Here is a 19,933-nt window from a genome sequence, read left to right on the forward strand (position 1 = left end):
TAGCTCCGTGGATTCCTCTCAAATTCCTCTGGTAGCGGTAGTAGGGCTCACTGCCAGCGGAAAATCTGGTTTTTCCCTGCAGCTAGCTCGAGCATTAGGGGAGCGGGGCATCCCCGGTGAAATTATTTCTGCCGATGCTTTCCAGCTTTACCGGGGTATGGATATCGGAACCGCGAAAGTTTCCGTGCAGGAACGTGAAGGAATCCCACATCATCTGCTGGATGTGTTGGAACTACAGGAAAAAGCCTCAGTAGCCGCCTATCAGCATAGTTGCCGACAAGTGATTAACGATATCCGCAGGCGCAAAGCTCTCCCGATTTTGGTGGGAGGCAGCGGACTATATGTGCGTGCTGCCTTGGATGAAATCGAGTTTCCCGGAACCGATAGCGGTATTAGAACGCGGCTAGCAGCCCAGGCAGCGCAGCTGGGGATAGATAAAATGCATCAGCGCCTCGCCGAAGTTGATCCGCAGTCCGCAGCGAAAATCTTGCCTAGTAACGAACGTCGAGTTATCCGCGCGCTGGAAGTCTACGAGCTAACCGGAAAGAAATTCTCTGCTACCATGCCCCGCCGGGAATACTTCCAACCCACCTTACAATTGGGAATCAAGTGGCCATTAGACGTGTTAGATGAGCGCATTTGCCAGCGCACCACGCAAATGTTGGTACACGGATTTATCCAGGAAGTCGCTGGGCTGGAAAAGCAGGGGCTGGCAGATACTCCTACGGCTTGTCGAGCCACCGGCTACCAGGCAGTTATGGATTTGTTAGCCGGAAAAATCACTCGCGAAGAGGCGACAGAGCAAATAGCGCTACAAACCCGGCAGCTTGCCCGTAAACAGCGCAAATGGTTCCGTAAAGACCCTAGAATCCATTGGTTAGATGGCGAGGCGGGTGCCGCCGCCAACCTGGACCAAGCCCTAACCCTCCTGGGAATCAACGAAAAGAAATAAACTGTCTGGAAGACCGGTTCAGCTTAATTCTTGTCGGAAAGAGCGCGGAAAACTTTTTTCCTCCTGCCCAAAATGTTACGAGGGGCGGGAGGAAAAAACTATCCCCCGCATGTTTAACCCTTTTTACGCATAATCGACTAGCTATAAAGCTTTCACCGGGGAGGAAAAATCTTGCCCCGCGTGCCCAGCCAGCCCCTACTAGTCCTCGATTACGATGGCATGGGCGGTTTCTCGGTCGATGCGGCCGAAGTTATAGAAGGCCGCACATGCGCCCTCGGGAGAAACCATACAGGTACCGATAGGTTTCTCGGGGGAACAGGCAGTGCCGAACACTTTACATTCCCAAGGTTTGATCCGTCCGGTTAGAACTGATCCACATTCACAGGCTGGGGGATCGGGAACTCGCATTCCCGGTACCTTAAATAACCTTTCCGCATCCCAGGGGGCAAATTCCTCGGAAATTCCCATCCCCGAATAGGGCATCCACCCTAGGCCTCGCCACTCGAAAGTGTCACGGGTGGAAAATACCCGGTCAAGGAGCTTGAGTGCAGCAAGGTTACCTTCGCGGCGCACTACCCGCGAATATTGGTTTTCTACCCGTGCTTCACCCCGTTTAACCGTTCCCGACAGATATTGGTCGATTAGCATGGCTACTGCCTGCAATATATCTAGCGGCTCAAATCCTGTAACTACTACCGGTTTATTGTATTCTTTCGGTAGGAACTCAAAGGCATCGGAACCGATTACCGTCGCCACATGACCTGGTCCGATAAAGCCATCAATCCGGGTTTCATCAGCACCAACAATTGCACGCAGTGGCGGCTCAATCTTGACGTGATTGGAAAACACAGAAAAGTTTTTTACCTGCTGTTTCTTCGCGGCTACCAAAGTAACCGCAGTGGAGGGAGCGGTAGTTTCAAATCCGATCGCGAAAAAAATAACCTTCTTATCCGGATTTTCCTTTGCAATTTTTAAAGCATCTAAGGGGGAATAAACGAAACGGACGTCTCGCCCGCGCGCCCTCGCCTGCAGAAGGGATTCTTTGGATCCCGGTACCCGCATCATGTCGCCGAAAGTAGTCAAGATGACATCAGGCTGATTTGCCAGCCAGAGCGCGTCATCTACCCGCCCCATGGGGATTACACACACCGGGCAACCCGGGCCGTGAATGAACTGTACGTTTTCTGGTAAGAGATGTTCTAGTCCATGCCGGTAAATCGTGTGGGTGTGTCCTCCGCAAATCTCCATAAACGCTAGCGGATGTTCGAAATGCTCAGCCTCCGCGTTAATGCGTTCTACCAGTTTGCGTGCAAACTCGGGGTCACGGAATTCGTCAACGTACTTCATTCGTTAAGTCTCTTTTCGCGGTTAAAGATACTGGTAGGGTGAGCTGGTTAAACCGAGGTGGTTTTAAATTGTTCCAGCTCGCTTTCGAACTGTCCCAGTTTCCTGATCTGATCTAAAGTAGTGGCGGCCTCTTGGGCGTCAATCTGTGACATTGCAAATCCCACATGCACGAGCACCCAATCGCCAACTTTCAGACCCTCATCTGCCAGCAAATCTGTAGAAATCATGCGTTCGACTCCCGACAGTGAAACTTTGGCGCGGCCACTTTCCGTCTCGTCGAATGCCACGATTTCGGCCGGAACTCCCAAGCACATATAACCCTCCTTGAGTTAACTACTTTCCAGGTTACTTGCATTTGTTAGCGCTATCAAAGATGAAAACCATAAGCGATTTGTGCGATTATCAAAGAGTGGATCCGAAAAACCGCCTAAATAAAGATGAACTCAAAGTAAACTCCAATATCGCACGAGTACGCAGTCGCGGAATGAAACTCAAAGACGACTACGTGACTTTGTCGCATGGCGCGGGTGGGAAAGCTTCCGCTGCGCTAGTCGATCAGGTTTTTGTTTCCGGTTACGGTAACGAAGTCCTAGCGGAACTTACCGATGCTGGGGTGATGCCCCTAGCGGAAATCTTAGGCGAGGTCACTGGGAGCGAAGGTGGCAAGCTGGCGATGTCTACTGATTCCTATGTGGTTAACCCTACGGTGTTCCCGGGGGGTTCCATCGGGGAGCTTGCGGTAAATGGTACCGTAAACGACCTGGCAGTTTCGGGTGCGATCCCCAAGGTAATTAGTGCCGGTTTTATTTTGGAAGAGGGCTTGCCAATTGCGGATTTACGTCGGGAAGTGCAGGCGATGCGTCAGGCTGCCGAGACCGCGGGGGTAAGGATCATTACCGGCGATACCAAAGTTGTTCCCAAAGGCAGTGGAGACAAACTATTTATTAACACTGCTGGAATCGGAATAGTACCTGGTGAAAGGCAATTGGGAGCCAATCAGGTGCAGCGTGGAGACCGAATTATTGTTTCTGGAGCAATTGCCGATCATGGGATGTCAGTCATGATGGCGCGCGGTGACCTGGAGATTGAGGCTCCGATTAAATCTGATACCCGCGCAGTTAATCACTTGGTTGAAGCGTTAATATCGGCGGTTCCAGACACCCGTTGGATGCGTGATGCTACTCGCGGCGGACTGGGAACGGTGCTGAATGAACTAGCGGTGGCTACTAAATGGGGGATAGCTATCGAGGATGAGTCTATTCCAGTACACGATATGACCCGTGGTGCCTGCGATATGTTGGGGATTGATCCCATCTATGTGGCAAACGAAGGTATGTTCTGCGCAGTTGTGCCTGCCGGACAGGTAGATACGGCGCTAGAGGTGCTGCGGGCGCTACCCGGCGGGGAAGAGGCCGCCAATATTGGGCGGGTAGTTTCTAAACCAGAGTCGTCGGTAGTAATGGTGACAGCTTTCGGGGGTACCCGGATGATTGACATGTTGGTGGGGGATCCGCTACCGCGAATCTGTTAATCGGCTCAAAATTACAGTAGGTAGATTACGGGTAGTAGCTAAATATAACTACTCTTAGCAGGCGTCTAAAACTGCTGCCCAGGCCTGCCCTAGGCACAGGCCGCCATCATTTGGAGGCACGGTTTGGTGAGTCAAGACTTGATAGCCGTCTTCACGCATGATCCGGATAAAATGGCTGCTAAATAGGCGATTAAGGGCAACTCCGCCGGTCAACCCCACGGTTTTAATCCCCGCTTTTTGGGTGGTTTCTGCGGCCTGGGTAGCCAATAGCTGCGCCAGTCCCAGATGAAAGTGCCAGGCGCGTTCGCCCACTTCCTGGCCATCCTCGGCGAGCATTTCAAAAAGTTCCCGGTAACTACCAAAGTGGTGAGCCTTCGCCCCTAGATGCCTATTTGCCCATGTGGAGGCGGCATGCTCTAATTCCATTGCCGCTTGTGCCTCGTAGGTGACTGATGTGCAGATCCCTAATACAGCGGCCGCGGCATCGAATAATCTGCCGCAACTGGTGGTCGGAACTACTCCAAAACCGCTATTTAACTGACTTTTCACCAGTTCTAATTCGGTGCTCTTTCTTTGCCTATCACCGATTTCGGTACTGATTTTCCGGGTAATGCCCTCCAGGTTCCAATCGTGGGCAATCCCCAAGGCGACTCGCCAGGGGTACTTTACGGCGCGATCTCCTCCCACCAGACTAAAAGTGGGTAGATGGGCGCGCCGGTGCCAAGCAGCACCCGCAATTTCCAGGATTTCTCCGCCCCAGATAGTGCCGTCGGTACCATAACCAGTTCCATCAACTGCCACGATTACCGCCGGATCCAGGTGGGAACGTTCTGCCAACAGGCTATAGGCATGGGCTACATGGTGCTGCACCTGCAATAACTCGATGTCGCGCTGCTCGGCACAACGGTAAGCCCAACTGACGGTGGAATAGGCCGGGTGTAGGTCGCAAACTATTTTTTCGGGACGGAGATGCTGGAAATTTAGCATTTGGGTTACCGCCCGATCTAAGGTCTCTTGGCTGGCAAGGGTACCCATATCGCCAATATGTCCCGAGATGTGTGCCCAATCGCCATTGGCCAGGCAGAAACTGTTTTTAAGTTCCCCGCCAACCGCCAAGATTGGTGCCGCTGCTGCCTGCGGCAGAGACACCGGCAGCGGTGCGTAGCCCCGGGAACGGCGGGAAGGAATAGTTACCTGCGGGTTCGCTAAGAAAACGGAGTCTTCCATTGGCAGGTGAATATCGCGGTCATGGAACACGAAACCATCCGCGATTCGTGACAGCCGATTGAGCGCGTCCTCGTTAGTAAAACATAGTGGCTCTCCCGCTAGATTTCCCGAGGTTGCTACCAGCGCCATCTCGGAGCATTCGGCGCTTAAAAGTTCTAAGTGCAAAGGGGTATAGGGTAATAAAATTCCCACGTCCCCCAAGCCGGGAGCCACCGCGGGAGCTAAATCGTATTCGGGAGCAAAAGGAGCGATCATAATCGGCCGCGCCGGGGAGGCGAGCTCCTTTAGCTGCGAATCATCGAGTTGTGCGAGCCTCCTAGCAGCCTTAATACTGGGGGTCATCACTGCAAACGGTTTATCCCCGCGATTCTTGCGTTCACGTAGCCGCGCGACCGCCTCTTCATTGCGGGCATCACACATTAGATGAAAACCGCCAATACCTTTCACCGCCAGGATTTCTCCGCTCCGTAAACGCGCACGAGCCTCAGATAGAGCGGCGGCGATCAAAGGACGGCGATCTCCTGCTGGAGGGCGCAGATTTGGGTTGACAGTATCGCTGACCCACAATACGGGGCCACAATCAAAGCAACTAACCGGCTGCGCATGGTAGCGGCGGTTTTCCGGATCGGTATATTCGACCCTACAGGCGGGACACATCGGGAACTTAACCATAGTGGTAGTGTCCCGATCGTAGGGCAAATCCACCATAATAGTTGCTCGTGGACCACAGTTAGTACAGGTAATAAAGGGGTAGTGGTAGCGCCGATTATTCGGGTCAGTCATTTCCTGGCGGCAATCCGGGCAGGTAGCAGTATCAGGGGGAATCAAAGTGCGTACTCCGAGACGCCGCCGCGAAGGGGCAATCTTAAATCCGCTTTCACCTTCTAGTTCCGGTATTTCTCGGGAAATGCTCTGGAGGACGCTCGCTAGGGGCGGTAAGGTCGCCAGCATTTTCGCTATAAAGTTTTCAATATCGTCGGGGCTGCCTTGCGCTTCAATAAACACTGATTCGTCATCATTTCCCACGAAACCACTGATGGGGAAGTTGGTGGCGACTTTAGCTACGTGCGGGCGAAACCCTACCCCTTGCACTACGCCGCGTAGCCGATAGGCTCGCCGCATCCCGTCCTCCTCATGTAGTGAAACCTCAACATTCTAAGCCTAACGGTAACTTGCAAGTTGGGAACAGGGTAAGGTTAGTAGCATCCTCGCGGCGGTGCTTGCCAGATGAACGAAGGAGAAGCAATGCATGAAGTTGCGCTTTCGCGCCAACTGGCTCGTATTGTTTCTCGGCATGCGGCGGGACGCGAAGTCCTAGAGGTGGAGCTAGAGGTCGGACATTTACGGCAAGTGGTGCCAGAAGCTTTACAATTTGCTTGGAGCGCGGTTCGTAAAAACACTTTGTCAGGTCCTGCCCAGCTGAATATTACCCAGATACCAGCCGTGATTGCCTGCCGCAACTGTGGAGCTAGAACCCAGATGGGGGAAGTTTTAGATTTTTGTTGCGCAAAATGTTCCTCACGTGAGGTAACTACTGTTAGCGGCGAGGAGTTTAGAGTAGTGTCCATAGAGGTTACGTCAGAGAGGAAACAATAAAATGGGACGTTTTCATCGCCATGATGATGGCAGTGTGCATTCGCATGATCACGGGGACCACGCCCATCACCACGATCACGGTGAATATGTGGCTGACCCGGAAGTAATCGGGGATCACTCGGGATACGATACCGAGAAAGAACGCATTGAAATCCTAGAGGATATCTATGCTGAAAATGATCACTTGGCAGCGCATAATCGCCAAGCATTCGCAGAAAATAACGTCAAAGTTGTCAACCTAATGAGTTCCCCCGGGTCGGGGAAAACTACTTTGCTCGAGCATACTTTAGCAAGACTACAGGGGCAGTTACGGGTAGGTATTATCGAAGGTGATATCGAGACTCCTTTAGATGCTGAGCGCCTTAACGGTTACGGTGCCCAGATATCTCTGCTTAACACGGGACATGGTTTCGGGGGTGAGTGCCACCTGGATGCGCCGATGGTGCACCACACTTTGGATGGTTTGGATCTCAGTCAACTTGACCTGGTGATTATCGAGAATGTGGGTAACCTAGTGTGTCCAGCAGAATTCGACGTGGGAGAAAACGCTAAGGCAATGGTGTTTTCGATTACCGAGGGTGAGGATAAACCCCTCAAATATCCGGTCATGTTCCGTTCGGTTGAAATCGTATTAGTAAACAAGATGGATCTAGCCCCCTATCTGCAGTTTGATATGGACAAGTTCCGCGGCTATCTCGAGCAGGTTAATCCGGGAGTAAAGGTGATTGAAATTTCTGCGTTAAATGGGGAAGGACTTGACCCCTGGATTGAGTGGCTAGAGCTACTTTAAATACGCTAATTTTTTTTGCGAAATAAAATAGCTGTTTTAGCAGGTTGAAGGGATGTAAAAGAGATAACTGAATATAATAATTCCGAGAGACGTTGTGATCTAACTTCGATATTAGTGAGGAACCGGAAATGAGCTATGAGATAAAACCGTGGCGGGAAGGAACCCTCGCCGATAACCTCGCTAGTGCCGGGGTGAGCCGACGGGATTTCGTGAAATATTGTGCTGGTCTAGCAGCTGTTTTCGCTGTAGGTACCCCGGAGCTAGCGCACGCTGCTCCGGCGCAAAAGGCTGCTGAAGAACTGGCTGACAAGCTGGGGGCTATCACCAAACCGAATGTAGTCTGGCTGCAGCTACAAGAATGCACTGGCTGTATGGAATCCACTTTGCGTAGTGGGGGAACCACAGTAGAAGAAGTAGTGCTCAACCTACTATCGGTGAATTACAACGAGCTGTTGATGGCGGCCGCGGGTGAGGCAGCAGAAAAGGCGTTAGCTGATCTCAATGCCAAAGAGCATATCTTGGTAGTTAATGGCTCTGTCCCTACCAAGGATGGCGGAATTTACTGCACTATCGGTGGTAAGACTGCCGAGCATATTCTGCGCGAATCTGCCGAGAATGCGACTATGATTCTCGCAGTTGGAGCATGCGCGGTTTACGGTTCGGTACAAGCCGCTAAACCTAACCCCACCGGTGCAGTGGGGGTGGATGAAATTATCAAAGATAAACCAGTTATCAACGTATCGGGATGTCCCCCAATCGGAGAGGTAATCACCGCCTCTTTAAGCTACATTTTAACTCATGGGAAAGCTCCGGAATGTGATTCCGAGGGGCGCCCGCTATTTGCCTATGGACAGCGGATTCACGACTCGTGCCCGCGCCGTCCTCACTTTGACGCGGGTCAATTTGTGCGTACTTTTGACGATGCTGGCGCTCGGGAAGGCTGGTGTCTTTACGATGTAGGCTGCAAAGGACCATCTACTTTTAGCCCCTGTCCCATAATCCAGTGGAACCTAAAAGCAGGTTGGCCGATTGGTGCTGGTCACCCTTGTATTGGTTGTACTGAGCGTGACTTTTTTGATCGTTTTACTCCTTTCTATGAAGTGCTGCCGAACATCCCAGGATTTGGGGTGGAAGCTACCGCTGAGAAGATAGGTCTTGGTCTTACCGGCGCAATTGCCGCTGGAGTTGCCGTGCATGCCGGGGTTACTGCCGCGAGAGCCGCCGCTGACCGGAGAGCAACCCGAAATTCTCCGATGGCTGCTTTTGGTGACGCTACCGATATTGATACCGAACCGCCGAATCCGGAAGAGATGACCAACACGGAAACATCCGAAGCCACCACCGAAAAGAACAGTGAGGATAAGTAATGACGGAAAAAGTTGTTATCGACCCGTTTACCCGGATTGAGGGTCACCTGCGTATAGAGATGGAGACTTCTGGTAACCAGATTAAGAAAGCCTGGAGCGTTAGCACTCAGTTTCGCGGGATTGAAACCATTGTTCAGAACCGTGATCCACGGGATGTATGGGCTTTCGTCCAGCGAATTTGCGGGGTTTGTACTTCGGTACATGCCATGGCCTCTATTACTGCGGTCGAGAATGCGATTGGATCAAATCCTCCCGAAAATGCGCGTTTGATTCGTTCTTTGGTATTGGGTTCTCAAGAAATCCAAGACCACGTGATTCACTTTTATCATTTGCACGCTTTGGACTTTGTTAATGTGCCTAATGCGGCGAAAGCGGATCCCGCTAAAGCGGTGGAATTTGCTCAGTCTATTGGTTCCAAGTGGCGGGGAAATAACCTGAAGCGCTTTACCGAGGTGCGCGACACTATTCAAAAGGTTTTAGATTCCGGTCAACTTTCTGTGTTCACCGGCGGGTATTGGGACCACCCCGATTACCGTCTTCCTCCGGAAGCAGATTTAATGTGTGTGGCACACTACCTGGATGCTTTAGAGTTCCAGCGTTCCATGATTCGTATCAATACGGTATTTGGAGGTAAGAACCCTCATCCCAATTTCCTGGTTGGTGGGATGGCCTGTTCGATTGATCCTAAGTCTTCAGAATCAATTAACCAGGTGCAACTAGATCAGGTTAAAACCTGGATTGATGAAATCATCGAGTTTGTTAATGATTGTTATTACCCGGATGTGATTGCTCTGGCGGGTGTCTATAAAGACTACTTTGATATCGGGGCAACTCATGCCAATTATTTGGCGGTTGGTCTAGCCGGATCAATGTTTGCCGGGGATCCCAATAAATCGCGTTTGAAATCTCCACATACTGCGATTAAACCGGGGGTAATTTTTAATGGTGATTTAACTAAAGTTCATCCCTTTGATCCCCACAAGATTGAAGAGTTTATCAGCTCCGCCTGGTATGAATATTCAGTAGGAGACGATAAAGGCTTAACCCCTGACAAGGGGGAGACCACAGTAAAGTACACCGGCCCGCAGCCTCCCTTTGAATGGCTTGGTGATAGTGACAAATATACCTGGTCTAAAGCTCCTCGATATGATGGTAAACCAATGCAGGTAGGGCCGGTAGCTCGAATGGTATTGGCCTATGCCCAGGGATACGAACCGGTCAAGAAGCTGCTCGATGAGGCTATGCAAACTTTGGGTATTACACCCAATCAGATTAACTCCACTATGGGGCGGACTTTTGCCCGCGCTGCAGAGGCTACGGTATCTGCCGCTTTGTTGCGTGAGGACTACAATGCTCTGGTTGAAAACATTAAACAAGGCGATATTGATGTTTTTGACGCCAGTAAGTGGGAACCAAGTCGTTGGCCTACCGAGGCGCAAGGATATGCGTTTATCGAGGTTGCTCGCGGAAATTTATCTCACTGGGTGGCTATTAAGAACAAGAAAGTGGAACGTTATCAAGCGGTAGTGCCTACTACCTGGTTGGCAGGAGGGCGTGATGCAAAAGGGGTTACTGGTCCTTACGAGGAATCATTGATGGGGACTGGAACTCACCCGTTGGTAGATCCCCAGGCGCCTCTGGAACCAATGCGTACTATCCACTCCTATGACCCTTGCATGTCTTGCGGGGTTCACGTGCTAGATCCGGAGGGAAATCTCCTAGGTAAGGCGGTGACATCGTGAGCGGTGAAGATACTTCGGTTCAGAGCGCGGGACTAAGCGATAAGAGGGGAGCTACGACAGTAGAAAAGCCAAAGAAATTATCGAAGAAAGATTTACTGAAAGCTCATAAAGATCGCGAGATTGAGTTCTTCCCTAAAGATGCTTCGAAGACTAAGGGGATTGAGGTCGGGGGTGGCTTCAGCTGCTCTGATATCTCCTTGCGGCGCTTATTAGTAATGGCGGCAGTTTCGCCGGAAGGCAGCACTGATCCGGTAGATGTAGCTCTGAAAGAGTCTTTGCGTTACCGCTTCCGTCATGGCATCCCCAATGTAGAGATTCCTAAATATAACTTTGATCCGGCGGTGGATCGCCGCTATTCGCTGGCACGTATCAATGGTATGCAGCGAACCAAGTCTGGACAGGGGCATAACATCATCATCGCTCGCGGAGATCTCGAGTCAGTGATGAATGTTGCTAAACCAGAGCGAGCGCTGCGAACAGTTTTGAGGAAGAATGCTCAGATGGCGGGCTCGCGCGGCTACCGTTGTTTGGGGGTAGCCACTGCTACCATAAATGAAAACGGTGAGATTAGCCCCTTCGCTATGGAAGGGTTTGTCAATGTGCGCCCGGTGGGAACTGGTCTGCAAGGAGAGGATCTTACTCCTACCAGTGAAGACTGGGTGAGACTCAGTGTTTGGTCAGCCGGTTTGCGCTTTCTGCATTGGCTGAATGTGTTCTTGATCGTTACTCTTTCGGTAACGGGTTATTACATTATGGATCCGTTCTTTGGGGATACTTTTTTCCAGGGGATTGACCCCGGATACCTGATGGGGATTATGCGGTTTATCCATTTTACAGCGGGATTTGCCTGGCTCGCGGTGGGGGCTGCTCGCGTATTTATCGCCTTTATCTCTAAAGATCGCTATATGCGTTGGGAAACTTTCTGGCCGTTTAAAAAGAAACAGGACTGGATAAATTTCAAAGAAACTGTGGGATTCTATCTTTTCTTAAGGAAAGAAAGCCCGCTTTACGTCGCACATAACCCTCTACAACAAATGGCGTATACCTCAATTTATGCTTTAGGGGCTTTCCAAATGTTAGTGGGAGTAGCCTTGTATGCTCTGCCATATAGAAACACCAGCCTTTTTTGGCAGATTATGGCAGCTCCCAATGACTGGTTTGGTATCCCCATGATGCGTCTTATTCATGCCATGATTATGTTTGCCTTCTGGGGCTTTGTTATCGGACATATCTATCTTGCCTTCCGAGCGGATTCCTTGGAACGGCATGGAGGGATTTCTTCGATTATCTCTGGAGGGGTGTGGATGCGTCGTACCTCCAAGCCCTATGATGCCCCTGAACTTTAATTTGAAAGGATTCTATGACCCCAGGTGAAAGAACATCGCTATCTCCTGCATTCAGTGTTACTCCTGATAGCATCGCGACTTTTGCGGAGAGGGGGATCGATTTAGATGTTTCTAAGGCGCTACCTGATTTTTCTGCTGTAGATGGCAGTGGTTGGGAAGGCAGTCGTTTTACGGTTTTGGCAGTTGGTAACCCGATTATGGGCGATGATGGTATTGGTTTAGAGATTCTGGCCAACCTGCAAGGTCTATTACCCGACCGCCCCGCTTGGCAAGCAGCGATAGCCAGGGGAGAACTTGCCCTGATAGAAGGCGGAACCAATGGTATGGAATTGGTTCCTGTGGTTCAAGAGGCTGAGCAGCTTTTGATTCTTGATTCGATAGCGCCCGGAAATGACCGGCTACCGGGGCAAGCATTACATATGAGTGGGGATCATGTACCGCGGCTGCTTTCCATGAAGATGTCGCCACATCAGGTAGGGTTACTTGATGTTTTAAGCTCCGCTCGCTTGACCGGTAAAGAGCCGTCGATTCTGGAAGTAGTGGGGGTAGTTAGCGAAAAAGTAGATTTAAATTTGGGGCTGACACCTACGGCAGCATCGGGAATAAAACAGGCTACTGACTTTGCAGTCGAAATTCTAGATTCTTGGCTTTTAAATAGCTAAAGAGACTTTCTAGCTGACTGTTGGCGATTTTCCTCCGCCGTATAAACCAGAGACTCTACCCTGGCTAATCCCTATCCCATTCCACCCAGGAAATTTCAAACTCACGCCCGTGACTGAGATTGCCGGTGGGCATCCCGCATTTAGGACACAGCAGTGCGAAGAATTCATCAATTTGTACGTCCTGGCTGCAATTAATGCAATATACACTGGCGGGAATGGTTTTTACCTCTAGCTCGGAAGAGCTACAAATAGTTCCTTCCCGGGCAATTGGCCAAGAACCGTAGAGAGCCTCCGGGATGGCGCCAGACATCGTTCCCACATTTAGCGCCACTTTTTCAACTCGGGTAACCTGGTAGTTAGCGTCAGCGGCTGCTTTTTCTACTGCTGCCACTACCGAAGTTAATAACCCAAGTTCATGCATATACTCATTGTCCCAGGAGAGTCATGAAAATCAATCTAGATGAAATCATCGATCCCATGGAAGGACGGGTAGTAGTAACCCATGACTCCGCTGGACGGCAGCAAGCTTATTTTGATCTGCAAGGACTTCCCCGAGTTGACGGGATGTTGCTTGGGAAATCTGCTCATGAAGCCTTAAAACTAACGGAACATTTATGTGGCATTTGCCCGGTAGCTCACCACCTGGCCGGAACCCGTGCCTTAGACGTCCTCAGTAGTAGCTCTCCGATATCCCCGGTAGCTGAGCTTACCCGCCGGCTTTTGCACTATGGGTCGCTGGTGGAGACTCATTCGCTGCGGTTCTTGCTGCAAGAGCGGGATAGTGGGGTGGCGTTAAAGAAAATCTCTAAGAAAATACTGGTGGCGGCCGGATCTCCCGGACATTTTCCAGTGACTGCTATTCCGGGAGGGGTGGCTAACTGGCCGAAAATAGAAAACCTAAAAGTTGTGAAGGAAGAGCTTCCTGTTGCATTGCAAGTGGCAAAGAAACTCTGTGAACAGGGATTTAAGAAGTATTCGCAGTCTAATAGCCTTGGAGAGTTTACCGGGGCGGAGCTAGCTCTAATTGATGAGGACGGGAATCCAGATGTTTTTGGTACTAGAGTGCGAGTGGCGCGACAGGGAAAAACTGTAAAGGATTTTGACTTCTCGCATTGGAATGAGCAGATTGCGGAAGAAAAACCGGGCGCTGCTGCTCCCCGTCCTTACCTACGTGGAGGCGATCCTAGTGGTGGCCGTTACCGGGTAGGCCCGGTAGCGCAGCTTTCAGTGGGAACTTTACCCAGCGAACTGGCCTCTTCCCTACAAATGCGCTGGTTAGCCTCTAATCGTGATGCCGCTAGTGCGCGCGCAATCATTACCTTGCATGTATTGGAAAGAACTGGTGAAGTGGTAGCACAATTATTGCAAATACTAGAATCCGATAACCTCGAGCCTTGTCCACAAATGGGGCAGATACGTTTCCTTTCTGGAGCTGCTACCGGATTGGTAGATGGCCCGCGGGGGATTCTGGCTCACACCTATGCTACTGATTCTCAGGGACTAATCAGCGCGGCCACGATTCTTACCCCCACTGCCCAGAATGAGCCCTGGCTGGCAGAACTACTCACCCAGGCAATTAACTTTCAGGACGTAGACCGGGCAAAGGCTATGGAGCAATCGATTCGGGAGGCCGATCCTTGTCTACCAATCAGTTCCGCTCCGGCGGGTCAAATGGGGCTAAAAGTTGATAATCTCTAAAGGTGTAGCAGAGGATATCCTGGGGTTAGCTTACGAGACTGTTCTTTGCGGGAAAGGAAGTAGACCATGTGTGTGGGAGTGCCTTGCAAGATCTTGTCGATTCAGTCGGGGGTAATGCCCATGGGGCGTATTGACGTTGCCGGGCAGATACAAGACGCCTGTATGGCTTATCTTCCAGAGGCGCGGGTGGGTGACTATGTGTTGATTCAAAATGGTTTCGCCATGAATCTTTTAACCGCCGAAGAGGCTAAAGAGTCTTTGGAAACTTGGCGGGATTTAGGGATGATTTCCTAGCCGCAGGTTGAGCAAAGAATTGAGATTAGTGGCAGCAAATTCGAAATCACATTAGAGTGGATGTTTGGATACGCGGAGTAGTCAAAGGAGTTATTATGGCGTGTTTTATTGTTCCTACTGTGGAAGCGATAGCCGTAACGGCTGCCAAGAAGCAGATTGAAAGAAAGGCAAAGAGCGGATCCTCTCCCGAGAGCACTCAGCGCTCCATGAACCTGGTTCGCAAGTTGACCTGGCTAACCAACCTGTTGTGGGGTGGCGCCTTGTTACTAGCTTTTGAACATCTTTGGCACGGCGAAGTGGTACCTTATTTCCCGTTCCTAACAGCTTTGACTGAGCGTTCCACCACCCAGGAGATGCTATTTGAGATGGGTACTGTAGGTGTGGGGATGGCGGTGTTGGTGACTGTAGTTTGGGGGGTAGGAATAGTCCTGATTAGCGCAAACGAACGTCGTAACCACCCTTCCGCTGAAAAGATCGAGGCCTAAAGGATTAGCAATGACTCTAGTAATTACGCTTTTTGCAGCAATCTGTTCCACCGCTTGGTGGTATGCCCATGCCCCGCAGTCCCGGATGCGTGTAGACCTTCTTTGCTGGATGTATTGGGGTGCCTCTTTGATGTGGACAGTTGACTTGATGGCTGAATATATCGAAGAGGGCGCGGATGTTTTCGTCCCCCCGGTTAAAGATATGCTCAACGACACCTATCTTGGTCTATTTGTGGTGGCACTAGCCGGCATCGTCTGGATTGCCTACCTAATCGTTAAGGATCCGCGCGGAGTCCGCAACGCACCGCTTACCCAGCGTGGCAGTGAGGCTAGCGTCGATGCTAAAGAGTTAGTAACTTCTCGCTAACTATAGGCTGCTGCTCTTTTACGAGAAACTTGCTGAATAAATAAACTCAATAATTGCGCGGGTAGATACTGGTAAAAGTATCTACCCGCGCTTTGTTGTATCTGTGGTAGCTAGTGAATGCGGGGGATAACTTTTATCCGAGTGGGCGCGGTGGGCATAAGAATTCGGGAAACGTCGCAACGTTTTCCGAATTCTTGGGCGGGAGGAAAAAGTTATCCCTCGCGCCCTAAATGGAGTGTTCTCATTGGCTCCGCGATCGCTTGCAGTCGCCTAACTAGGCAGGGGAAACAGATAAAAGACGAAAACCTTTCTTTGAGGCGAGGCGGCGAGTGGGGTAGCCTTGCGCGCACAGCCACTTTTGCATCGAATCTGCACCCAGATTCTTTCCCATTACCAAAATCGCTTCTCCGCCGGATTTTAATAGCGGCAGCCAGGTAAGCAGTAACTCTTGTAGAGCTTTCTTCCCGATTCTTACTGGAGGGTTAGACCAGATTAGATCAACTCCTCCGGCGGCTTTCGTAGTGGCAAGAATTTCTTCTGGGGTTCCTACCTGTATCGATACTCCAGCGCGTTGGGCGTTAGTACGAGTTAGGTCGCGGGCTCGTTCGCTCACATCTACCGCCAAGACCTGTGCGGAAGGGCTTAGAAGTCCTAAACTGATTGCTAGCGGCCCCCAGCCACAGCCTAAATCCAAAAAAGTCCCAGCCGCCGGGGGAGTCGGGGCACTCGCCAATAAAACTGCCGTTGCCTTGTCTAGATGTCGAGCAGAAAAAACTCCTTCTGCGCCCTCTAAAATTAGCTCTTTCCCTGCCAGTGATAGCGTAATTCTGGTGCGTTCTTCAGCACTCGCCACTGGTTGATTCGTAAAATATTGTTCCATCATCTCTAGACTATTGTTTTTGCCCTCGTAATGCGCGGCGGTCATAATATAGGGCTAGCAGAGATTACCGGGAAGCTAACTAGCCCGGCAGATGCTAGTAGGTGCAAATTGAAAGGAAGGCGGCGGGGTGGAAACTGAAACCGCTCAAATCGACAGTGTGCTAAATCAGTATGTTACCGCCTACGCTCGCATAAATCCCTTTAAGGCAACCGAATGGGGAATATCTGGGTACGATGCTTTATTGCCAGATTATTCACCGCCCGGAATCTCACAACGTTACAACCTGCGTAAAGATACTTTAGAACGAGTGGCAAAAACCCCTAAGGGCAGTGCTCGCGAACTGAGAGAAGCTGAAGGGTTCACCCTGCTTACTCGTGCTGAACAAGAGAAATTTGAATCTGGTTTCTTAGCCTCTGAAATTAGTGGCACTAACTCTCCCATTCAAGTATTCGCGGAAACCTTTAAACTGATGGATGTTTCCTCCGAGGCGGGGGTGGGGAACTTAACTCGCAGGTTATTGGCACTTCCGCAGGTCTTTGCGGGACTGCGTACCACTATGCGGGAATCTCGAGATCGCGGTTATATTTTCCCGCAAGAAGTTTTGGAAATGGTGCTGGGACAAGCGCAGATACTTTCAAATCCGGAACATGATATTTACCGGGGTAAACATGCCGAAATGAGCAATACTCGTCTTTCGCAAATGGGGGAGCGTGCTTTTGAAAGGGGAGTAGCCACCGCTCAAGCTGCTTTTTCTGAAATGGCGAATTTTTTGCAGCAGGAGATGCTTCCTGCCTGTTCGCCGATTGGGCTGATAGATCCCCACTCCTATTTTATCTCCCTGCTATGCGTGGGTCTTAGAGAACCGAATCCGAGTGAGCTTTATAAAGAGGCCAACGCAGATTTAATACGTTTGGGAGCACAGCGCGATCGAATGCTCAGGGAACTTGGGGGAAAGCATGCTTTCCGGCTCTCGGATTTAGAGGTTGCAGACGGATTCAATGTGCTGGCTTGGGCAATAGAAGATGCCTGGGATGCTTTTCGTACCAGCGTAGATCCGGAGCTGGCTCAGCTAGTTAGCCCCCAGGATGCTCCGCTAAAGTGGGAAAACGATCCTCACGGTTGTCTCGTCCATCCATATTACCCAGCGGGAGTTAGCCTATCGAACAGTTCACGGGTTCTTCCGCGCAAATGTGCTGCCAGCAGGGCTCCGCATGCCTATGAAAATAGTGAAATTCCAGCGGCTATTAGCGGGAGTGCTTTTGACTCTTTCCTAGAAATTGAGGATACCTATTATGCGCTGGCTGCTCTGGAGAAGGGGATCCCAGGGAGTCATCTGTATTCACGGGCGCGAGAGGTCTACGGAATGAATCTGTTTACCCGGATTGCTGCCCATCTGCCCGCTTCTAACTTGGGATGGGATCTGTTCGCCCTGGAAATGACCCCAGAACTTTGGGATATTCCCGCAGAAATTTCTTTGCTTATCCAGGAGCGGATTATGCGCTATGTGGCGTTAGCCTTAGCTGATCTGCAATTATATGGTGGCCAGGGGGAAGGCGGATCTGTTTGGGGATTGCCTGAGGCTATCGCCTACCTGAATGATACGGTTTCCGACCCTTGGAATCAGGTGCTCTTGCGGCAACGTTACCTGGGAATTCCCGCCTTAAGTCTGGCTCCATGGTATGGTTGGCGTCGTTGGCGAGAAATCTATCGTGATTTCCAAGCCGCTGGTGGTGGCGGATTTGCTGATTTTGTGCGGAAAGTATCTCCGGTGGGGGCAGTACATTTTGAGGTTATAGGGAAGGTTCTCTGAGCTAGAAAACTTAATGTAAAAGGGCTTTTCAGTAACTTGAGATGGGGAAGCTAGTAGTGCGGCCTCGTGTTTGCAAAGGTGTCTGGAAAAATACCTCCGAGAGAGAAAAAAGAGATTATTTCTGCTTATTTTGGAAAAATAATAGCTAAATGCGCAGAATATCAACCCATAGTAATAAATCGGTATTATTAAAGCTAACAATTTTGGTTTTTAGAAAGGCTGAGGATGACTATGCGCAGTCGTTGGCTTCCCCTAGCAGTCCTGGCAGCATCTTTGCTTGCAGGCGGGACTTTGACCGCTTGTAGCAGTAACAACTCACAGGAAAACGCAGTAGATCGGGTAGCAATCAATGGCGCGGAACCAGCTAGGGGACTCATTCCCGCAGCCGCTGATGATGATGCTGGAATCAAGATTATTGACCTACTCTTTGCTGGTCTGGTTACCTATGACCAACAGGGGAAAGTGGTAAATGACGTCGCACAGGAAATTACTGATTCTCACGACCATAAAACCTGGACTATCCAGATGAATACCGACCGAAAGTTTTCCGATGGTACTCCCGTATTGGCCAAGAATTATGTGCGCGCCTGGAAGGCGTCAGCTGTGCAAAGCCTGGGGGCTACTACTGCTTATGAAGCAATTGAGGGCGCGAGTGAAGATGGTACCGGGAACCTAAAGGGAGTAATGGCTAATGGGGATTACAAAATAACTATCAAATTGAAACGACCGGTGGCTGACTTTTCTAATCGTCTGGGAATCAATGGGTTTTATCCACTACCCGATAGTGCTTTCGATAAACAGGGGAAAATTAAAAAAGAATTTGGGTTAAAACCAGTGGGGAACGGTCCCTATACCTTGGTTAGCTGGGAGCCTTCCAGTCGAATCCTGCTAGATAAATCCACCACCTACCGGGGGCCTCGCCTAGCTGCAAATGCGGGTATTGACGTGAAAATTTATGCGGATCTTTCTGCTGCCTACCAGGATTTATTGGCTGGAAACCTGGATGTGCTAGATCAAATTCCAGACGGGGAACTTCCCAATGCGCCGAAAGATTTGGGCAATAATCGGGTAAGTGCAGTGCAAGCCAGTATGCAAACCTTGGATATTGACTATCAGACCAAACATTTTTCTGGGGAAGAAGGAAGACTGCGTCGCCAAGCTATCTCTCAGGCGATAAATCGTGAAGAAATAATCAAAAGTATCTTTTACGGTACCCGCAAAGCGGCTACAGATTTCTTACCGCCCCAAATCTTAGGACATATGGGAGCGGGGGTAAGCAATAAAATTTTGAAATTTGATCCGGAGGCAGCCAAACAAGCCTGGAAGGCTGCCGATGAGATTACCCCCTGGCAGGGGGAGTTAAAAATTACCTATAACACGAATGAATCTAATCAACCCTGGGTTGATGCGATTTGCAACCAGTTGTCAAACATCCTGGGGGTAAAAGCAGTTGGTGATCCAAAACCAGATTTTAAAACTCTGATGGAAATGATGGATGAGCATTCGTTTACCGGGCCATTTCGGATGGGGTGGTCGATGGGTTATCCTTCCCCAAATAATCTGCTGGCAGGACGGTATCTTAAGGGCGGTAATGGTAATAAAACTAGTTACGAAAACGCAGACTATGCTGAGCTTTTGAGCAGGGCACAAGCCACCGATACTCCGGAAACCGCTGATACCCTCTATAAACAGGCGCAAAAATTACTGCTAGCAGATCTACCTTCGATTCCCCTATGGTCTCCTAGCTCCAATATTGGCTATAGCCAGCATGTGGGCAAGGTTAGCACCGATTGGAAAGGTGAGGTAGCTTTTCATAAAGTTACGAAGAAATAATTAGCT

19 protein-coding genes are annotated in these 19,933 nt (G+C 50.4%); 14 read left to right on the forward strand and 5 right to left on the reverse strand.

Annotated elements, in window-relative coordinates; all coding sequences use genetic code 11:
- Window positions 1-7 precede the first annotated feature (7 nt).
- The gene (miaA, locus tag EFB02_RS04210; RefSeq protein ID WP_234992729.1) at window positions 8-952 is read left to right on the forward strand and encodes a tRNA (adenosine(37)-N6)-dimethylallyltransferase MiaA; all 945 of its coding nucleotides are present in this window, start codon (window positions 8-10) and stop codon (window positions 950-952) included.
- Window positions 953-1,150: 198 nt separating this feature from the next.
- Here miaA and hypD read toward each other — a convergent pair whose 3' ends face one another.
- Both hypD and EFB02_RS04220 read right to left on the reverse strand, forming a co-directional pair.
- Complete coding sequence (gene hypD, locus EFB02_RS04215) at window positions 1,151-2,299, reverse strand: hydrogenase formation protein HypD (protein ID WP_122820322.1); 1,149 nt, start codon at window positions 2,297-2,299, stop codon at window positions 1,151-1,153.
- Window positions 2,300-2,346: 47 nt separating this feature from the next.
- On the reverse strand, window positions 2,347-2,613 hold the full coding sequence (locus EFB02_RS04220; RefSeq protein ID WP_122820323.1) for a HypC/HybG/HupF family hydrogenase formation chaperone: 267 nt from the start codon (window positions 2,611-2,613) through the stop codon (window positions 2,347-2,349).
- A 59-nt stretch (window positions 2,614-2,672) separates the two neighbouring features.
- On the opposite strand from EFB02_RS04220, the gene hypE reads away from it, so the two are divergent.
- Entirely contained in the window at window positions 2,673-3,830 is a 1,158-nt protein-coding gene (gene hypE, locus EFB02_RS04225; RefSeq protein WP_122820324.1) for a hydrogenase expression/formation protein HypE, read from the forward strand.
- A 54-nt stretch (window positions 3,831-3,884) separates the two neighbouring features.
- Here the strand turns inward: hypE and hypF are convergent, their stop codons facing one another.
- Window positions 3,885-6,179, reverse strand: a complete 2,295-nt coding sequence (gene hypF, locus EFB02_RS04230; protein ID WP_122820325.1) for a carbamoyltransferase HypF — start codon at window positions 6,177-6,179, stop codon at window positions 3,885-3,887.
- Window positions 6,180-6,302: 123 nt separating this feature from the next.
- On the opposite strand from hypF, the gene EFB02_RS04235 reads away from it, so the two are divergent.
- The 6 genes from EFB02_RS04235 to EFB02_RS04260 all read left to right on the forward strand — a co-directional run bounded on the left by EFB02_RS04235 (window position 6,303) and on the right by EFB02_RS04260 (window position 12,560).
- Window positions 6,303-6,653: a hydrogenase maturation nickel metallochaperone HypA gene (locus tag EFB02_RS04235; RefSeq protein WP_122820326.1), complete on the forward strand. Its 351-nt coding sequence runs from the start codon at window positions 6,303-6,305 to the stop codon at window positions 6,651-6,653.
- A gap of 1 nt (window position 6,654) precedes the next feature.
- On the forward strand, window positions 6,655-7,443 hold the full coding sequence (gene hypB, locus EFB02_RS04240; protein ID WP_122820327.1) for a hydrogenase nickel incorporation protein HypB: 789 nt from the start codon (window positions 6,655-6,657) through the stop codon (window positions 7,441-7,443).
- 128 nt (window positions 7,444-7,571) lie between these two features.
- On the forward strand, window positions 7,572-8,810 hold the full coding sequence (locus tag EFB02_RS04245) for a hydrogenase small subunit (RefSeq protein WP_122820328.1): 1,239 nt from the start codon (window positions 7,572-7,574) through the stop codon (window positions 8,808-8,810).
- Window positions 8,810-10,552 carry a nickel-dependent hydrogenase large subunit gene (locus EFB02_RS04250; RefSeq protein WP_122820329.1) on the forward strand — a complete coding sequence of 581 codons (1,743 nt, stop codon included), beginning with the start codon at window positions 8,810-8,812 and terminating at the stop codon, window positions 10,550-10,552. Before EFB02_RS04245 ends, EFB02_RS04250 begins: the two co-directional genes overlap by 1 nt.
- Window positions 10,549-11,898, forward strand: coding sequence for a Ni/Fe-hydrogenase, b-type cytochrome subunit (gene cybH, locus EFB02_RS04255; protein ID WP_234992730.1), 1,350 nt, complete (start codon window positions 10,549-10,551; stop codon window positions 11,896-11,898). Before EFB02_RS04250 ends, cybH begins: the two co-directional genes overlap by 4 nt.
- Before the next feature lie 14 nt (window positions 11,899-11,912).
- A complete protein-coding gene (locus EFB02_RS04260; RefSeq protein ID WP_122820330.1) occupies window positions 11,913-12,560 on the forward strand; it encodes a hydrogenase maturation protease in 648 nt (215 codons plus the stop codon).
- Window positions 12,561-12,624: 64 nt separating this feature from the next.
- Here the strand turns inward: EFB02_RS04260 and EFB02_RS04265 are convergent, their stop codons facing one another.
- The gene (locus EFB02_RS04265; protein WP_122820331.1) at window positions 12,625-12,981 is read right to left on the reverse strand and encodes a hydrogenase maturation nickel metallochaperone HypA/HybF; all 357 of its coding nucleotides are present in this window, start codon (window positions 12,979-12,981) and stop codon (window positions 12,625-12,627) included.
- Window positions 12,982-13,004: 23 nt separating this feature from the next.
- Between EFB02_RS04265 and EFB02_RS04270 the strand changes: the two genes are divergently transcribed.
- The 4 genes from EFB02_RS04270 (at window position 13,005) to EFB02_RS04285 (ending at window position 15,404) form a co-directional block, all read left to right on the forward strand.
- Window positions 13,005-14,258 (forward strand): reducing hydrogenase subunit alpha, encoded by a 1,254-nt coding sequence (locus EFB02_RS04270; protein ID WP_122820332.1) that lies wholly within the window; start codon window positions 13,005-13,007, stop codon window positions 14,256-14,258.
- A 66-nt stretch (window positions 14,259-14,324) separates the two neighbouring features.
- Window positions 14,325-14,552, forward strand: coding sequence for a HypC/HybG/HupF family hydrogenase formation chaperone (locus tag EFB02_RS04275; RefSeq protein ID WP_122820333.1), 228 nt, complete (start codon window positions 14,325-14,327; stop codon window positions 14,550-14,552).
- 95 nt (window positions 14,553-14,647) lie between these two features.
- The gene (locus EFB02_RS04280; RefSeq protein ID WP_122820334.1) at window positions 14,648-15,037 is read left to right on the forward strand and encodes a hypothetical protein; all 390 of its coding nucleotides are present in this window, start codon (window positions 14,648-14,650) and stop codon (window positions 15,035-15,037) included.
- A gap of 10 nt (window positions 15,038-15,047) precedes the next feature.
- Window positions 15,048-15,404 carry a hypothetical protein gene (locus EFB02_RS04285; protein WP_122820335.1) on the forward strand — a complete coding sequence of 119 codons (357 nt, stop codon included), beginning with the start codon at window positions 15,048-15,050 and terminating at the stop codon, window positions 15,402-15,404.
- 274 nt (window positions 15,405-15,678) lie between these two features.
- On the opposite strand, the gene EFB02_RS04290 is transcribed toward EFB02_RS04285, so the two are convergent.
- The gene (locus EFB02_RS04290; RefSeq protein WP_234992731.1) at window positions 15,679-16,329 is read right to left on the reverse strand and encodes a class I SAM-dependent methyltransferase; all 651 of its coding nucleotides are present in this window, start codon (window positions 16,327-16,329) and stop codon (window positions 15,679-15,681) included.
- Window positions 16,330-16,411: 82 nt separating this feature from the next.
- Here EFB02_RS04290 and EFB02_RS04295 point away from each other — a divergent pair, with 82 nt between their 5' ends.
- Window positions 16,412-18,094 carry a DUF885 family protein gene (locus EFB02_RS04295; protein WP_122820336.1) on the forward strand — a complete coding sequence of 561 codons (1,683 nt, stop codon included), beginning with the start codon at window positions 16,412-16,414 and terminating at the stop codon, window positions 18,092-18,094.
- A 231-nt stretch (window positions 18,095-18,325) separates the two neighbouring features.
- A complete protein-coding gene (locus EFB02_RS04300; RefSeq protein ID WP_160115371.1) occupies window positions 18,326-19,927 on the forward strand; it encodes a peptide ABC transporter substrate-binding protein in 1,602 nt (533 codons plus the stop codon).
- The last annotated feature ends 6 nt before the right edge of the window (window positions 19,928-19,933 follow it).

The organism is Varibaculum vaginae (assembly GCF_900604285.1).
In the GTDB taxonomy this organism is placed as follows: domain Bacteria; phylum Actinomycetota; class Actinomycetes; order Actinomycetales; family Actinomycetaceae; genus Varibaculum; species Varibaculum vaginae.

Excerpts from the sequence above, each read along its gene's own strand:
- hypD (WP_122820322.1), bottom strand. The coding sequence starts at position 2,299 with ATGAAGTACGTTGACGAATTCCGTGACCCCGAGTTTGCACGCAAACTG.
- EFB02_RS04220 (WP_122820323.1), bottom strand. The coding sequence starts at position 2,613 with ATGTGCTTGGGAGTTCCGGCCGAAATCGTGGCATTCGACGAGACGGAA.
- hypE (WP_122820324.1), top strand. The coding sequence starts at position 2,673 with ATGAAAACCATAAGCGATTTGTGCGATTATCAAAGAGTGGATCCGAAA.
- hypF (WP_122820325.1), bottom strand. The coding sequence starts at position 6,179 with ATGCGGCGAGCCTATCGGCTACGCGGCGTAGTGCAAGGGGTAGGGTTT.
- EFB02_RS04235 (WP_122820326.1), top strand. The coding sequence starts at position 6,303 with ATGCATGAAGTTGCGCTTTCGCGCCAACTGGCTCGTATTGTTTCTCGG.
- hypB (WP_122820327.1), top strand. The coding sequence starts at position 6,655 with ATGGGACGTTTTCATCGCCATGATGATGGCAGTGTGCATTCGCATGAT.
- EFB02_RS04245 (WP_122820328.1), top strand. The coding sequence starts at position 7,572 with ATGAGCTATGAGATAAAACCGTGGCGGGAAGGAACCCTCGCCGATAAC.
- EFB02_RS04250 (WP_122820329.1), top strand. The coding sequence starts at position 8,810 with ATGACGGAAAAAGTTGTTATCGACCCGTTTACCCGGATTGAGGGTCAC.
- EFB02_RS04260 (WP_122820330.1), top strand. The coding sequence starts at position 11,913 with ATGACCCCAGGTGAAAGAACATCGCTATCTCCTGCATTCAGTGTTACT.
- EFB02_RS04265 (WP_122820331.1), bottom strand. The coding sequence starts at position 12,981 with ATGCATGAACTTGGGTTATTAACTTCGGTAGTGGCAGCAGTAGAAAAA.
- EFB02_RS04270 (WP_122820332.1), top strand. The coding sequence starts at position 13,005 with ATGAAAATCAATCTAGATGAAATCATCGATCCCATGGAAGGACGGGTA.
- EFB02_RS04275 (WP_122820333.1), top strand. The coding sequence starts at position 14,325 with ATGTGTGTGGGAGTGCCTTGCAAGATCTTGTCGATTCAGTCGGGGGTA.
- EFB02_RS04280 (WP_122820334.1), top strand. The coding sequence starts at position 14,648 with ATGGCGTGTTTTATTGTTCCTACTGTGGAAGCGATAGCCGTAACGGCT.
- EFB02_RS04285 (WP_122820335.1), top strand. The coding sequence starts at position 15,048 with ATGACTCTAGTAATTACGCTTTTTGCAGCAATCTGTTCCACCGCTTGG.
- EFB02_RS04290 (WP_234992731.1), bottom strand. The coding sequence starts at position 16,329 with ATGACCGCCGCGCATTACGAGGGCAAAAACAATAGTCTAGAGATGATG.
- EFB02_RS04300 (WP_160115371.1), top strand. The coding sequence starts at position 18,326 with ATGCGCAGTCGTTGGCTTCCCCTAGCAGTCCTGGCAGCATCTTTGCTT.